This is a genomic window from Variovorax sp. PDC80, assembly GCF_900115375.1.
Lineage (GTDB): Bacteria > Pseudomonadota > Gammaproteobacteria > Burkholderiales > Burkholderiaceae_C > Variovorax.
On sequence record NZ_FOWG01000012.1, the window covers coordinates 104861 to 119673 of the forward strand.

General features: G+C 71.5%; 15 protein-coding genes. 5 read left to right on the forward strand and 10 right to left on the reverse strand.

Translation table 11 applies throughout. The annotated features are described in order from the left end of the window. Window positions 1-2: 2 nt before the first annotated feature. Window positions 3-1136 carry an amino acid ABC transporter substrate-binding protein gene (locus BM109_RS30095; protein WP_093351662.1) on the reverse strand — a complete coding sequence of 378 codons (1134 nt, stop codon included), beginning with the start codon at window positions 1134-1136 and terminating at the stop codon, window positions 3-5. A 269-nt stretch (window positions 1137-1405) separates the two neighbouring features. Between BM109_RS30095 and BM109_RS30100 the strand changes: the two genes are divergently transcribed. After that, window positions 1406-2362 carry an AraC-like ligand-binding domain-containing protein gene (locus BM109_RS30100; RefSeq protein ID WP_093351185.1) on the forward strand — a complete coding sequence of 319 codons (957 nt, stop codon included), beginning with the start codon at window positions 1406-1408 and terminating at the stop codon, window positions 2360-2362. A 61-nt stretch (window positions 2363-2423) separates the two neighbouring features. Next, entirely contained in the window at window positions 2424-3053 is a 630-nt protein-coding gene (locus BM109_RS30105) for a LysE family translocator (protein ID WP_093351188.1), read from the forward strand. Between the two features lie 15 nt (window positions 3054-3068). On the opposite strand, the gene recG is transcribed toward BM109_RS30105, so the two are convergent. From recG to BM109_RS30120, 3 genes are read right to left on the reverse strand one after another with little or no spacing between them, the layout of a single operon-like run. Next, on the reverse strand, window positions 3069-5234 hold the full coding sequence (gene recG / locus BM109_RS30110; protein ID WP_093351191.1) for an ATP-dependent DNA helicase RecG: 2166 nt from the start codon (window positions 5232-5234) through the stop codon (window positions 3069-3071). Window positions 5235-5245: 11 nt separating this feature from the next. Continuing rightward, window positions 5246-6736: a TIGR01777 family oxidoreductase gene (locus BM109_RS30115; protein ID WP_093351193.1), complete on the reverse strand. Its 1491-nt coding sequence runs from the start codon at window positions 6734-6736 to the stop codon at window positions 5246-5248. Further along, a complete protein-coding gene (locus BM109_RS30120) occupies window positions 6733-7404 on the reverse strand; it encodes a DUF4166 domain-containing protein (protein ID WP_093351195.1) in 672 nt (223 codons plus the stop codon). The genes BM109_RS30115 and BM109_RS30120 overlap by 4 nt, the downstream gene beginning before the upstream one ends. A gap of 140 nt (window positions 7405-7544) precedes the next feature. Between BM109_RS30120 and queA the strand changes: the two genes are divergently transcribed. Together queA and tgt are read left to right on the forward strand one after the other, a co-directional pair. Then, window positions 7545-8597 (forward strand): tRNA preQ1(34) S-adenosylmethionine ribosyltransferase-isomerase QueA, encoded by a 1053-nt coding sequence (gene queA, locus BM109_RS30125; RefSeq protein ID WP_093351197.1) that lies wholly within the window; start codon window positions 7545-7547, stop codon window positions 8595-8597. A gap of 5 nt (window positions 8598-8602) precedes the next feature. After that, on the forward strand, window positions 8603-9775 hold the full coding sequence (tgt, locus tag BM109_RS30130) for a tRNA guanosine(34) transglycosylase Tgt (protein WP_093351200.1): 1173 nt from the start codon (window positions 8603-8605) through the stop codon (window positions 9773-9775). On the opposite strand, the gene BM109_RS30135 is transcribed toward tgt, so the two are convergent. Further along, complete coding sequence (locus BM109_RS30135; RefSeq protein ID WP_218159428.1) at window positions 9772-10254, reverse strand: beta-class carbonic anhydrase; 483 nt, start codon at window positions 10252-10254, stop codon at window positions 9772-9774. The genes tgt and BM109_RS30135 overlap by 4 nt on opposite strands. A 271-nt stretch (window positions 10255-10525) precedes the next feature. Here BM109_RS30135 and BM109_RS30140 point away from each other — a divergent pair, with 271 nt between their 5' ends. Continuing rightward, on the forward strand, window positions 10526-11308 hold the full coding sequence (locus BM109_RS30140; protein ID WP_093351202.1) for an SDR family NAD(P)-dependent oxidoreductase: 783 nt from the start codon (window positions 10526-10528) through the stop codon (window positions 11306-11308). A gap of 72 nt (window positions 11309-11380) precedes the next feature. On the opposite strand, the gene BM109_RS30145 is transcribed toward BM109_RS30140, so the two are convergent. The 5 genes from BM109_RS30145 to BM109_RS30165 all read right to left on the reverse strand — a co-directional run bounded on the left by BM109_RS30145 (window position 11381) and on the right by BM109_RS30165 (window position 14807). After that, a complete protein-coding gene (locus BM109_RS30145) occupies window positions 11381-11773 on the reverse strand; it encodes a DUF3597 domain-containing protein (protein ID WP_093351205.1) in 393 nt (130 codons plus the stop codon). Between the two features lie 99 nt (window positions 11774-11872). Continuing rightward, window positions 11873-12964, reverse strand: coding sequence for a zinc ribbon domain-containing protein (locus BM109_RS30150; RefSeq protein WP_093351209.1), 1092 nt, complete (start codon window positions 12962-12964; stop codon window positions 11873-11875). A gap of 37 nt (window positions 12965-13001) precedes the next feature. Continuing rightward, the gene (locus tag BM109_RS30155) at window positions 13002-13778 is read right to left on the reverse strand and encodes a DUF2145 domain-containing protein (protein WP_093351665.1); all 777 of its coding nucleotides are present in this window, start codon (window positions 13776-13778) and stop codon (window positions 13002-13004) included. 17 nt (window positions 13779-13795) lie between these two features. After that, window positions 13796-14275 (reverse strand): hypothetical protein, encoded by a 480-nt coding sequence (locus tag BM109_RS30160; protein ID WP_093351213.1) that lies wholly within the window; start codon window positions 14273-14275, stop codon window positions 13796-13798. 31 nt (window positions 14276-14306) lie between these two features. Then, window positions 14307-14807 (reverse strand): YiaA/YiaB family inner membrane protein, encoded by a 501-nt coding sequence (locus BM109_RS30165; protein ID WP_093351215.1) that lies wholly within the window; start codon window positions 14805-14807, stop codon window positions 14307-14309. Between the last annotated feature and the right edge of the window lie 6 nt (window positions 14808-14813).

Genomic DNA, 14813 nt, shown 5'->3' on the forward strand with positions numbered 1-14813 from the left:
GGCTACTTCCAGGCCGGCTTGGGCGCGAGCTGCGCGGTGGCGCGGTCCTTCGGCCACACCACCTCGAACTCGCCGCCCTGCCATTGCGCGACGGTGCCGGGCACCGAGGCGTTCTCGCTGCCCTCGAAGCGGATCGGCCCGAGGATGGTCCCGAACTCGGTCTTCGCGATGTGCTCGCGCAGCGCCTTGCGGTCCAGCCCCACGCTGGCCACGGCCTGCTGCAGGATCTCGAGGCCGGCCCAGGCATGGCCGCTGGCCCAGCGGTCGGGCTCCTTGCCGAACTTCTTCGTGTGGGCGTCGAAATAGGCCTTGGCGCCGGGGCTGGTCTTGCCGTTCCACGAGCCCATGCCGATCACGCCCTCGGTGTTGGCGGCCATCACGTTCCTGTAGAGCTGGAAGGCGGTGCCGACCGAGGCGTAGAAGAACTTCGGATTGAAGCCCACCTCGCGTGCCTGGCGGCTCGCGAGGATGGTGTCGGGCGGATAGGTGATGCCGATGAAGGCGTCGGGATTCAGGTCCTTGATGCCGCGCAGCACCGGCGCCAGGTCCTTCACGCCGAGCGGATAGCTCTTGCGCTCCACCACCTGGATCTGCGTCTTCTTGAGCGCGTTGTTGAGCGCCGCGAAGTTCTCGAGGCCGAACAGGTCGTCCATGTAGACGATGGCCACGGTCTTCGCGCCCTGGGCCACCAGCAGGTCGACCAGCGCGCCCATCATCTTGTCGGGCTGCTGCAGCAGCGAGAAGAAGTAGGGCAGCCGCATGTCGATGAGCTTGCGCGACAGCGCGGTGGGCGCGAGCAGCGGATAGCCGAGGCGGTTGGCCAGCGGCGCGACCGCGAAGTTGGCGCCCGAGCCCCAGGGCGGCAGCACCAGGTCGACCTTGTCGCTGCCCATGAGCTTCTCGAAGGTGCGCACGCAGGTCTCGGTCTCGCTGCGGTCGTCGTAGCCGATCAGCTCGATCGGACGCCTGGCGCCGCCCTTCACCGCGAGGCCGCCGGCCGCGTTGACCTGCTCGGCCCACAGCAGGTAGTTGGGCTCCTGGCTCACCTGCGCGCCCGCGGCCCAGGGACCGGTGCGGGCGATGGCATAGCCGATGCGCACCGGCGCGCCCTGCTGGGCGAACAGGCGCGGCGCCATGGCGGCGGCGCCGAGCGCGGCGGCGCCCTGGATCCAGCGGCGGCGAGGGGTGTGGAACACGGCGGTCTCCTTCGATGTTCGGGTCGTGCGGCGCCCGGTGCGGGCCCTGCCGGCATCGTAGGAACGGCACCGCGCGGACGCTGTGCCGGCGGTGCACAAAGCGCTTGTCCCAGCGTGCAGCCGGCTAGTGGTTAACCCGCAAGGCGAGGCGGCGCCCGCGCGGCCCACAATGGGCGCCCCATCCACCCCCCAATGCCTCCCGCCGCGCCATGACCGCATCGCAGTTGCTGTCGACCGACGAAGTGCCGCCGCGCGAGCGCGGCCCGGCGTGGTGCGAGTGGGTGTACCGCCACTTCGGCGGCCTGGGCTCCGACCTCTACGGCGACGAGGTGCCGTTCGACGGCCACCTGGCGGCCTCGCGCGCGGGCGACGTGATCCTCACGCGGCTCGAGGCCAACCGCCACCGGGTGCTGCGCACCGCGCGGATGGCGCGCCTGAGCGACGCGGCCTACCTGAAGATCGTGGCGCCCTGGCAGGGCTCGGCCGAGGTGGTGCAGAAGGGCCGCGCGGCGGCGGTGCGCTCGGGCGGCTGGACGCTCTACGACACCACGCTCGACTACACGGTGGCCAACCCCGAGCGCAGCGACCACCTGATCGTGATGCTGCCCAAGGAACAGCTGGCCCTGCCCTCGCTGCCGCTCGCGCAGCTGGTGGCGCGGCGCGTCGGCGGCACCAGCGGCATCTCGCGCGTGGCGCTCGAGACCATGCGCAGCACCTACCAGGAGCTGCCTTCGATGAGCGAGGCGGCCGCGCGCGGCGCGGGCGAGCTGCTGATCCAGCTGGTGCGGCTGTCGCTGATGGAGCTGGCCGGCCAGCACACGCAGCAGACCCAGCGCGAGGCGCTGGCCGACCGCATCCGCCACCACGTGGCGCAGAACCTGCACGACCCGGCCCTGTCGGTCGAGGGCATCGCGCAGGCGCTGCGCTGCAGCAAGCGGCTGCTGCACGGCGCCTTCGCCGATGGCGAGGACACGCTCGCGGGCCACATCCAGCAGCAGCGGCTGGCCGCCAGCATCCGCGCGCTGCGCGACCCGGCGCGCGCCGCCGAGCCCGTGACCGCGATCGCGCTCGCGGCCGGCTTCGTGAACCTCTCGCACTTCAGCCGCGTGTTCCGCGCCCACACGGGCCTGAGCCCGAGCGATTTCCGGCGCCAGGCGCTCGGCTGAAGACGGGCGGTCCGCGGGGCTGCGGATAATGGTCGCCTCCCCCGCCCCCACCGCAGACGCCATGACCCTGTCCGCCTACCTGCTGTTCCTGCCGGCCTGCTTCGCCATCAACATGGCGTTCGGCCCCAACAACCTGCTCTCGGTGAGCAACGGCGCGCGCTACGGCATCGCGCAGGCCGTGACCGCCGCGGCCGGCCGCCTGGTCGCCTTCGCGCTGATGATCGCGATCGCCGGCCTGGGCATGGGCGCGGTGCTGGTCGCCTCCGAGCTGGCCTTCGACGTCGTCAAGTGGATCGGCGCCGCCTACCTCGTGTGGATCGGCATCCGGCTGCTGCGCGCGCCCGCGCCCGAACTGGCGCAGCAGGCGCGCGAGCTCGCGGGCCCGCCGCCGATGCGCGTGCTGGTGCGGCAGGAGTTCACCGTCGCCGCGGGCAACCCGAAGGCGATCCTGGTGTTCACCGCCTTCTTCCCGCAGTTCGTGGTGCCGGGCGCGTACGCATCGAGCTACCTGCTGCTGGGCCTGACCTTCCTGGTCTTCGAGGTGGTGGCGATCGCGCTCTATGCGCTGCTCGGCGCGCGCATGCGCCGGCTGGCCGGCGGCAGCCGCGCGATGCGCTGGTTCAACCGCGTGAGCGGCAGCATGATGATCGGCTTCGGCTGCCTGCTGGCGTTGACGCGGCGGCCGAGTTGATCGACGCCTGCCCTCTCAAGCCTTCAGGTACTCGGCCTTGGTGCCGAGCCAGCGGTCGATGTGCCGCCGCGCCAGCTCGGGATGCTGCTCGAGCATGCGCGGCGCGAGCTCGCGCGCCCAGTCGAGCAGCAAGGTGTCGGTCGTGAGGTCGGCGAAGCGCAGCAGCGGCGCGCCCGACTGGCGCGCGCCGAGGAACTCGCCGGGCCCGCGGATCTCGAGGTCCCGGCGCGCGATCTCGAAGCCGTCGCTGGTCTCGGCCATCGCGCGCAGCCGCGCGCGCGCCGCCTCGCCGACGCGGCCGCTGTCGCCGGGCGCATAGAGCAGCACGCAGGCCGAGGCCGCCGCGCCGCGGCCCACGCGGCCGCGCAGCTGGTGCAGCTGCGACAGGCCGAAGCGCTCGGCATGCTCGATCACCATCAGCGAGGCATTGGGCACGTCCACGCCGACCTCGATCACCGTGGTGCTCACCAGCACGTGCATCTGGTTGGCGGTGAAGGCGGCCATCACCGCCTGCTTCTCGGCCGTGGGCATGCGCGAATGCAGCAGGCCGACGTTGACCTGCGGCCCGAGCAGGTCGGCCAGCTCGTCGCGCGTGGCGGTGGCGTTGCGCAGGTCGACCGCCTCGCTCTCCTCGATCAGCGGGCAGACCCAGTAGACCTGCCGGCCCTGCTCGATCTGCGACTGGATGCGCGCGATCACCTCGTCGCGCCGGTGCTCGGCCACCAGCCGGGTGACGATCGGCGTGCGGCCCGGCGGCAGCTCGTCGAGCGTGGAGACGTCGAGGTCGGCGTAGTAGCTCATCGCGAGCGTGCGCGGGATCGGCGTGGCGCTCATCATCAGCAGGTGCGGCTCGAGCTCGTCGCGCGCCTTGCCGCGCAGCGCCAGCCGCTGCGCCACGCCGAAGCGGTGCTGCTCGTCGATGATCGCCAGCGCGAGGTTGTGGAAGCGCACCTTCTCGGAGATCACGGCATGGGTGCCGATCACCAGCGCGGCCTCGCCGCTCTCGACCGCCGCGCCCATGGCGTCGCGCTCCTTCTTCTTCTGGCTGCCGGTGAGCCAGGCCACGCGCAGGCCGCGCTCGGCCAGCAGCGGATCGAGCCAGCCGACCAGCTTGCCGAAATGCTGGGCCGCGAGGATCTCGGTCGGCGCCATCAGCGCGCACTGGAAACCCGCGTCGATGCAGCGCGCCGCCGCGAGCGCGGCCACCACCGTCTTGCCCGAACCCACGTCGCCCTGCAGCAGCCGGTGCATCGGCAGCTCGCGCCCGAGGTCGCGCGCGATCTCCTCGCCCACGCGCGCCTGCGCGCCGGTCAGGCCGAAGGGCAGCACGGCCAGCAGCGCGTCGTGCAGCGAGCCCTTGCCGCCGACGGGCGCGGCCGCCATGTCGAGCATCGGCGCGCGCTGCGCCGCGCGCTCCATGCGCGCCTGCATCTGCGACAGCTGCTGCGCCAGCAGCTCCTCGGCCTTGATGCGCTGCCAGGCCGGGTGGCTGTGGTCCTCGAGCGTGGCCATCGCCACGTCGGGCGTCGGGTAGTGCAGGAAGCTCAGCGAGGCGCGCAGGTCCCAGGCGCCGCGCAGGCCGATCTGCACCGGGATGGTCTCGTCGAGCACCGCGCGCGCGAGGCCCGAACGCACCTCGCGCCGCAGCACCGGCTGCGCGAGGCCGGCCACGGTCGGGTAGACGGGCGTGAGCGCCTCGGGCAGCGCGGTGCCCGCGGCCTTGACCGTGGGATGCATCATCTGCCGCCCGACGAAGCCGCCGCGCACCTCGCCGCGCACGCGCACCCGCGCGCCCACCGCGAGCTGCTTCTGCTGCGAGGGATAGAAGTTGAAGAAGCGCAGCTGGCAGGTCTCGCCGCCGTCGTCGATGGTGACGATGAGCTGGCGCCGCGGCCGGTAGGCCACCTCGGCCTCGGTCACCACGCCTTCGATCTGCGCGGTGTCGCCGTCGCGCGTGTCGGCCAGCCGCACCACGCGGGTCTCGTCCTCGTAGCGCATCGGCAGGTAGAGCGCGAAGTCGATGTCGCGCACCAGGCCGAGCTTGCGCAGCGCGCGCTGCACCACGCTGAGGCCGCTGCCCGGTGGCCCGGCGGGAGCGGCGGGCGCGGCGGGTGCAGGCGTGGCGGCGCCCGGTGCGCTCGGCGCGGCGGCGGGTGTGGAGGCTTTCTTCTTGGCGGGCACGGACAGGTCTTCTAGCGCGGACGGCAAAGGTCCGTCAAGGCGCTGCGCGCATCGGGGAACGTGAACGCGAAGCCGCCACGCAGCAGCCGCGCGGGCACCACGCGCTGGCCTTCGAGCAGCAGGTCGGCCTGCTCGCCGAGCAGCAGCTTCACGGGCGCCGCGGGCGTGGGCATCCAGCAGGGGCGGTGCAGCACGCTGGCCGCGACGCGCGTGAAGTCGTGCTGGCTCAGCGCCTGCGGCGCGGTCACGTTGAAGGCCTGCGCGGCCGGCGTGCCAGCTTCGCGTTCGATCCGGCTCCAGGCATGCGCGAGCGCGCGCACCAGGTCGTGCACATGCACCCACGACAGCCACTGCCGCCCGCTGCCCAGCCGCCCGCCGACACCGAGCCGCACCGGCAGCAGCAGTTGCGGCAGCGAGCCCTGGTGGCCCAGCACGAAGCCGAAGCGCATGCAGGCCACCTGCACGCCCAGCGCGACCGCGGCCTGCGCCGCCTGCTCCCAGCGCTGGCACAGGCGCGACATGAAGATGTCCTGCGGCGGCGCCTCCTCGTCGAGCGCGGTGGCATCGCCCTGCGGCTGCACGCCGTAGTAGCCGATGGCCGAGCCCGACAGCAGCAGCCAGGGCTTGCGCGGGCGCGCGGCCATCCATTCGACCAGCTGCCGCGTCAGGCCCTCGCGGCTGGCCAGCAGCTGGCGCTGGCGCCGCTCGCTCCAGCGCGCGCCGAGGATGCGCGCGCCCGCGAGGTTGACCACCACCTCGATCTCCTCGGCCGCGGGCAGCTCGGCCAGCGACCGCACGCAGCGCACCGCGCCGCCGAAGTTCCAGGCCGCCGCGCGCGCGTCGCGCGTCCACACCGTGACCGCATGGCCGTCGGCCAGCAGGTGGCGCACGAGGATCTGGCCGATGAAGCCGGTGCCGCCCGTGACCAGCACGCGCCGCGGCCGCGCGCCGAAGCGCACCGGCGCCTCGGTCTCGCGCACCCGCGCATGGCGCCGGCGCCGCAGCAGCGCGCGCGCCGCGAAGGCATCGCGCAGCCCCGACACGCCCACCCCCACGCCGCACAGCGCGAGGAAGGCGCCGAGCCAGCCCTGCGGCTGCCAGGCGAGCGCGGTCGGCTCGGCGGCCCAGCCGACGGCCGCCAGCGCCAGCAGCGCGATGAAGGCGCCCGCGTTGATCGCCAGCACCGTGTGCGTGACGCGCTCGGTGGCCGGCAGCAGGCGGCTGCGGTCCTCGACCACGAAGTCCCACAGCGTGAGCACGATCTCGACGCCGAACACGGCGAGCAGCACCCAGGCCCAGGCGCCATGCCAGGCCCAGGACGAGAGGCCGATGAACAGCAGGCAGTAGATCGACGAGCGCGTGGCGTGGATCGCGAGCTCGCGCCCGGCCGAGGCGCGCCGCGGCAGGGCCTCGGTGCCCTCGTGGTGGTAGAGCGTGTCGAAGGCGCCGAGCGCGCCCTGGGCCGCCATCAGCTGCAGCGCCAGCAGGTGCGTGTCGATCATGCGGGGGCGGACACTTCCTCGAACACGCCGACCTGGGTGAAGGTGGTGCCCATCAGCGGGTGGCGGATCTCGATGCGGATGTTGAAGCGCTCGGGCGTCTCGTTGTGGTGCCAGAGGAAGGTCTTGCCGGGCGTGAGCAGGCCCGGCAGCGGGAGGCGCCAGCCGAACAGCTGCCAGAAATAGCCGTCGCTGCGGAAATGCAGGCTGCCGTTCTCCACGCTGAGCACCAGCTTCATGCCCAGCCCCATGCCGACGTACTCGAGCACCTCGCCGCGTTCGCTCTCGCGCATGAAGCTGGTGAACTGGATCGGCCGACGCCCGTGCAGCCGGTAGATGCGCTGCTTGTAGATCGCGGGGTCGCCGGGCTTCGCGTAGACCTGGATCTCGACCGGGAAGTCGGCGTCGCTGTAGGGAATCAGCGCGCCCTGGATCAGCGGCTGCGTGAGGTGGCCCAGCAGCCGGCCGAAGCGCGAGCAGCGCAGCTCGCTGAGCCGGCCGCTGTAGTGCAGCGCCTTGCCGGGCGAGGGGTTCTTGTCGAAGCGGCGGCGGATGTCGGCATGCAGGCCCTGCCAGGCGGCGCCGAGGATCTTCTTGAAGAGCTCGCCTTCGGAGGGCCCGGGCGCGGACCCGGACTCCTGCGTGACGCGCGCTGCATGTGTATCGACCATGCGGCGATTCTGCCTCGCCGGCCCTGGCCCGACCCCGCGGCGGCGGCCGGTTTTCGCGCCATGGGACAATCGCCGCCTCGCTCTCCGAACGGCCCCTCGCGGCCCCCTCTTGGAACGGGCCCGTCCGGCCCTCAAGCATCATGCGCGCCTTCACGCTTTCCGATTTCGATTTCGCCCTGCCGCCCGAGCTGGTGGCGCAACACCCGGCCACCGAACGCACCGCCTCCCGCCTGCTCGACGGCACCGGCCCCGCCCCGGCCGACCGCATCTTCCGCGACCTGCCCTCGCTGCTGCGCGAGGGCGACCTGCTGGTCTTCAACGACACCCGCGTCGTCAAGGCGCGCCTGTTCGGCGAGAAGCCGACCGGCGGCAAGCTCGAGCTGCTGGTCGAGCGCGTGCTGCAGGGGCAGGAGGTGGTGGCCCACATGAAGGTCAGCAAGAAGCCGCCCGTGGGCACCACGCTGCAGATGGACGGCGGCTTCCGCGCCACCCTGCTCGGCCGCTGGCCCGAGGAGGACGGCGCCCTGTTCCGCTTCGCCTTCGAGAGCGACACGGGCGAGAACCCCTACCTGCTGATGGAGCGCTGCGGCCACGTGCCGCTGCCGCCCTATATCACGCACGACGACTCGGCCGAGGACGAGCGCCGCTACCAGACCGTGTTCGCGCGCGTGCCCGGTGCCGTGGCCGCGCCCACCGCCGCGCTGCACTTCGACGAGGGCCTGCTGGCCGCGCTCGAGGCGCGCGGCGTGCAGCGCGCCAACGTCACGCTGCACGTGGGCGCCGGCACCTTCCAGCCGGTGAAGACCGAGAACATCGCCGAGCACACCATGCACGCCGAGCGCTACGAGGTGCCCGAGGCCACGCAGCGCGCCATCGCCGAATGCAAGGCGCGCGGCGGCCGCATCGTGGCCGTGGGCACGACCACCGTGCGCACGCTCGAGTCGTGGGCCAAGAGCGGCGAGGCCGCGGGCGACACCCGCATCTTCATCACGCCGGGCTTCGCCTTCGCGCACGTCGACCTGCTGATCACCAACTTCCACCTGCCCAAGAGCACGCTGATGATGCTGGTCTCGGCCCTCGCGGGCTACGAGCGCGTGATGGCGCTCTATGCGCACGCCATCGCGCAGGGCTACCGCTTCTTCAGCTATGGCGATGCGATGCTGCTCGCGCGCCAACCGAGAACAGAGGACTGACCCCCATGCTGAACTTCGAACTCCTCAAGACCGACCCCGACAGCCACGCGCGCCGCGCCACGCTCACGCTCAACCACGGCGTGGTGCAGACGCCGATCTTCATGCCCGTGGGCACCTACGGCACCGTCAAGGGCGTGATGCCGCGCAGCCTCGAGGAGATGGGCGCGCAGATCATCCTGGGCAACACCTTCCACCTGTGGATGCGCCCGGGCCTGGACGTGATGCAGAGCTTCGGCGGGCTGCACCAGTTCGAGAAGTGGAACAAGCCCATCCTCACCGACTCGGGCGGCTTCCAGGTCTGGTCGCTGGGCGCGATGCGCAAGATCAGCGAGGAAGGCGTGAAGTTCGCCTCGCCGGTCAACGGCGACAAGCTGTTCCTCACGCCCGAGGTCTCGATGCAGATCCAGACCATCCTCAACAGCGACATCGTGATGCAGTTCGACGAGTGCACGCCCTACGACACCAAGGGCCACATCACGACCGAGGCCGAGGCGCGCATCTCGATGGAGCTGAGCCTGCGCTGGGCCAAGCGCTGCCAGACGGAATTCGAGCGCCTGTCGAACCCGAACGCGCTGTTCGGCATCGTGCAGGGCGGCATGTTCGAGAACCTGCGCGAGGAATCGCTGGCGGCGCTGGTCGAGCTGGACTTCCCGGGCTACGCCATCGGCGGCGTGAGCGTGGGCGAGCCCAAGGAGGAGATGCTGCACATCATGGGCCACACGCCGCACCGGCTGCCCGCGAACAAGCCGCGCTACCTGATGGGCGTGGGCACGCCCGAGGACCTGGTGCAGGGCGTGGCCGACGGCGTCGACATGTTCGACTGCGTGATGCCCACGCGCAATGCGCGCAACGGCACGCTGTTCACGCGCTTCGGCGACCTCAAGATGCGCAACGCGCGCCACAAGAGCGACCCGCAGCCGATCGATCCGAGCTGCACCTGCCACGCCTGCGCGGGCAGCTCGGGCGTGAGCTGGAACGACGGCGGGCGCGAGGGCTTCAGCCGCGCCTACCTGCATCACCTCGACCGCTGCGGCGAGATGCTCGGGCCGATGCTCACGACCATCCACAACCTGCACTACTACCTGAACCTGATGCGCGAGATCCGCGAGGCGCTCGACGCGGGAACGTTCACGGCATTCCGCGCGCGCTTCAAGTCGGAGCGCGCGCGCGGCGTCTAGCCGGCGGCCTTGCCCGCGGCGGTGGCCTCGGGCACCTCCACCAGCCGGCCGCTGCGCACGTCGTAGATGTAGCCGTAGATCGGGATCGTCCTCGGCACCAGCGGGTGCTGGCGGATGCGCTCCACGTCCTCCTGCACGCTGCGCGCGTTGTGCGTGAAGGTGTGCCACTTGATGTAGCGCCCGGCCGACGAGCCCGGGCCGTGGCCCGTGTCGTGCCAGCCCGTGGCATCGACGCTCGCGGTCTCCAGGCTCTGCTCGAGCAGGCCCGAGATGACGTCGTCGGTGAACAGCTCCATGCCGCAGTCGCTGTGGTGCACCACGAAGAACTCGCGCGTGCCCAGCAGCTTGTACGAGATGACCAGCGAGCGGATGGCGTCGTCGGTGGCGCGGCCGCCGGCATTGCGGATCACGTGCGCGTCGCCCTCGGCGAGCCCCGCATAGCCCGCGGGATCGAGGCGCGCATCCATGCAGGTGAGCACCGCGAAGCGGCGCGCGGGCGGCAGCGCCAGCTTCGATTTCTCGCCGAACCCGGCGGCATATCACTCGTTGGCTTCGAGCACTTCTTGCAGGACGGACATCGGCGGACTCCATGGCTCACACGCACCCATCGGCGTCGGGCCATTCTGGGCAGCGCCGCGGCCGGCCACAACGACCGAGTTCGCATGTGCTTATCGCGAAACTGGCGCTGCGCGCGCGAGCCCGGCGATCCGCGCTAACCTTCCCGCCTCACCGCTGTCGTCTTCCTTTTTCATGACCACTGCATCCACCCCCTCGCCCTACACCGCGCGCTATCCCTCGCTCGCCGAGCGCACCGTCTTCATCTCGGGCGGCGCGAGCGGCATCGGCGAGTCGCTGGTGCGGGCCTTCCATGCGCAGGGCGCGAAGGTCGGCTTCTGCGACCTCGACGCCGCCGCGGGCCAGGCGCTCGCGGGCCAGTTGCGCGGCGGGCATCCCGCGCTGTTCCTGCCTTGCGACGTGACCGACACGGCCGCGCTGGGCGCCACCATCGAGTCGGTGCGCTCGCACTTCGGGCCTGTGAGTGTGCTGCTCAACAACGCGGCCAACGACCGCCGCCACGAGATGGCCGACGTCACCGACGAGGACTTCGACCGGCTGGTGGCCGTGAACCTCAAGCACCAGTTCTTCGCCGCGCAGGCGGTGGCACCCGACATGCGCGCGCTGGGCGGCGGCTCGATCGTCAACTTCGGCTCGGTCAGCTGGATGATGAAGGGCCGCGGCTACCCGGTCTACCAGGCCTGCAAGGCGGCCGTGCGCGGCCTCACGCGCTCGCTGGCGCGCGACCTGGGCAAGCAGAACATCCGCGTCAACACGATCGTGCCGGGCTGGGTGATGACCGAGCGGCAACTGCGGCTGTGGGTCAAGCCCGAGTCGGGCGCGGAGATCGACGCGGCCCAGTGCCTGCCGGGCCGCGTGATGGGCGAGGACATCGCGGCGATGGCGCTGTTCCTGGGCGCCGACGATTCGCGCATGTGCACGGCGCAGGACTACGTGGTGGACGCGGGCTGGACCTGAAGCCCTTCTTCGCGCCTCCAAAGCAAACAGCCCGGCAATGCCGGGCTGTTTGCATGGTGGAAACAGCGCGGATCAGTCGCGCAGTTCGGCCGGCACCTTGCCGCCATTGGCGGCCAGCTTGGTCATGACCTGGCGGTGCAGCCAGATGTTCATCTTGGCGCTGTCGCTGGTGTCGGCGCCGTAGCTCAGTTCGGCCGCGAGCTGCTTGCGCGCGTCGAGGCTGCTGTCCAGGCCCAGCAGCTTCATCAGGTCGACGATGGAGGTGCGCCAGTTGAGCTGCTTCGCGCCCGGCATGCCGTCGAGCAGGGCCTCGACGTCGACCACCGTGATGGCCGGCGGCGGTGCGGCTGCGGCCGGTGCGCCCGCGGGCGCCGGCGCGGCGGGGGCAGCGGGTGCCGCGGCCGGCGGTTGCGCGGCCTGCGCGGACGGGAAGATCTTGGAAAGGATGCTGCCGAAGATGCTCATTGCGCGTACTCCTTCGAGGTGAGGCATGGAACGGACCGGGGCTGCGGCCGCGAACGCGGCGCAGCGGGCGGTTGTAGCACGAGCGCGTGACCGCCCTCCTCAGGTCGCGGGTTGCGGCGGGGTCCGGGGCGTGAAGGATTTCGCGTCCGCCTCCGACGATGTGGCCGAGGCACCGCAGGCATGGCAGAAGCGCGAGAAGGCACTCTTGCGCGTCTCGCAGACCTCGCAGTGGTCGTGCAGGCCGATGCCGCAATGCGGGCAGAAGTCGATCGCCGTGTTCTTCAGGTCCACCGGCCGCTCGCAGCCGGGGCACACGCCCTTGTCGAGCCGCGCCAGCGCGGTGTCGTAGCTCAGCTCCTCGCGCCGTACCTGGTCGGGCTGCTGCTCGGCCAGCTTCTGGCGCGCGAGGTAGTTGTTGAGCGCGACGATCGCGTAGCGCCCCACCAGCACCGTGAGCACGATGCCCACCACGTAGCGCACGTAGCCGCCGTAGCTCGGCAGGTAGGGCACGAGCTCGACGAAGAAGGCGAACAGCGCGAACAGGATGAAGCCCCAGACGAAGGGCCACCAGGTGCTCTTGCGCTTCTTCACGAACAGCCAGCCCGCGACCACCAGGAGCGGCAGCGTGAGCGCGAGCCGGTAGGCGAACACGCGCAGCTCGATGCGGCGGTACTCGGCGTCGAGCTTGAGCTGCGCGTCGCGCTCCAGCTCGACCAGCGTGGTGCGCGCGCGCTGCTCGGCCTGGCGCGCATCGAGCATGACCTGCTGCTGCGCGTTGACCTGGCGCTGCACCGCCTCCTCCTTCTGCTTGATGGCATCGAGCGCCTTGGTGCGCGCGATCAGCTCGGGGTCCTGGTCGGGCTGCGCGGTGGCGCGGCGCGTGGCGATCCAGTTGCCGAAGGTCTCGCGTGCATTGGCGCCGGCCTGCTGCGCGGCCTGCAGCTGCAGCCGGATCTGGTCGAGGTCGCGCGAGGCCTGCAGCTCGGCCGCCTCCGAGGCCTTGACGGTGGCGCGCAGCGGATCGGCCGCGCGGTGGTCGATGAAGTCCTCGATGGTGCGCACGCGCTCGACCTGCGGCAGGTCGCCCACGATGGTGCTGCCCAGCCCGATCAGGAAGCCCGCGAACACCAGCGCCACCAGCCAGAGGCCACGGCGGAACCATTTCTCGGAGAGGCGCAGGGATTTGCTCATGTCGTCGTTCCTTCCATTCTTCTCGTGCGGGCCGCGCTCACAGCTTGAGCGCCACCGGCGCCGCGCCGAGGCCCGCGCGCTGCAGCCATTCGAACACCGAATCGACGGTCACGGTCTCGATGCGGTCCGAGAAGCGCTTGTCGTTGGGATGGTCGTCGAAGGCGATGTTGGCCGAGCCGATGCGCCCGCCCAGGCGGGTCAGCGGGCCGAGCTTCAGTGTGGTGGGCTCGTAGCCCTTGAACTGCAGCCAGGCCTGCGCCTGCGAGCGGTTGACGATGGTGGCAGGCTCCATCGCGGCGGCCAGCGTCTCGAGCGCCCACTGGTTCGACTGCTGGTACTTCTGGCCCCAGGCGTAGCTGACGATGCTGTAGGGCGCGGCATGCAGCCGCACCAGGCGCGGCGTCGGCTCCTTGAGCGCGGCCAGCAGCTGCGCCTGCACCTGCGGCGTGGGCACGACCCAGGCGGCCTCGTAGCGCCAGAGGTCGTCGAGGAAGAACTCGCCGAGCCCCTGGCGGTAGACGGCCGCCACCGCGGTGCCGCACTGGTTGAGCTTGTGCACCACGCGCCATGGGCCGGCGTCGGTCTTGTAGGCGAGGCCGAAGTGCGAGTAGCGCAGGCCGTACTTGCTCAGGTCCTGGCCGGCGCGCGCCAGCACGACGACGCGCGCGCCGCTGGCGTCGAGCTGCTGCGAGGTGCGCTCGGCCAGCTCCATGCCCTTGGCGATCAGCGCGGCGCCGGGCTTGACCTGCTCGCACGAGCGGCCGGCCTGCGCCTGCAGCGGCAGGGCCGCCGCGGTCAGCAGGGCCAGCGCCATGACGACGGCGGCGCGTTTCACGACAGCCTCTCGTTGGCCAGCAGCGCGCGGCCGATGGCGTTGGGCACGAAGGCCAGCACCTCGCCCGCGGCCGAGAGCACGACGCCGGTGCCGATCACGCTGACGACGATGGCGGTGCCGACCGCGGTCGAGGCGCCCTGCGCCACGCGGCCCGCCACCTTGACGCTGGCGCGCGCGCCGTCGGCGGCGCGTTCGAGCACGTAGACCGTGCCGTCGGCCGAGGCCTCGACGGCGACCACGGTCAGGATCGAGCCGCCGACCGAGAGCGCGGCCGGCACTTCGCTGGCCTTGGCGGCCGAGGCGCCGGCGGCACCGACCGCGGAGGCGCCGACCAGCACCGAGGCCACGGGCAGCATCGACAGCGCGATGGAGGCATCGCTCTGGGCGCGGGCCACGGGCGCCGCGAGCGCGGCGAAGGCGGTGCAGGCGGCCACGAGGACAGTGGCCAGGGACTTGCGGGCTAAAGCGGTGTTCATGATCGGGCTCCTTGCGTGGGGGGGCGGGCGGTCATTCGGCGGCGGCCGGGGTCTGGGCGGCTTCGACGCGGGCGGCGTGGCGGCCTTGCAGGCGGGCTTCGGCGAGGTCGGCCTCGTGGCGGTCGCGCAGGGTCTTGGCCAGCGTGAAGGCCGAGCTGATCAGGAACAGCCAGCTCACGCCGAGGAAGGCCTTGTAGGTGTCGTTGACCTCCATGCGCAGCAGGCCCCAGCCGGTCAGCAGCATCGCGACGAAGAAGCTGCCCCAGACGACCAGCTTCCACATCGGCAGGTCGCGGCCGGCGGCATGCTGGTTGTCGCGCACGAACTTCGACAGCACGAAGGCGGTACTCAGGCAGAACACATAGCCCATCACCATGAAGGCCCGGTCCAGTGCCTCGCCCGGCAGCCAGCTCAGGCCGGTCGCGCAGAGGAAGACGGCGATCCCGAAGGACGCCCAGACCTGGAACTGCCAGGCCCGCGTGTCGCGCTGGACCGGGGCGTTGGTGATGGTGTTGGCTATATGAGTTTGCATGAGTGC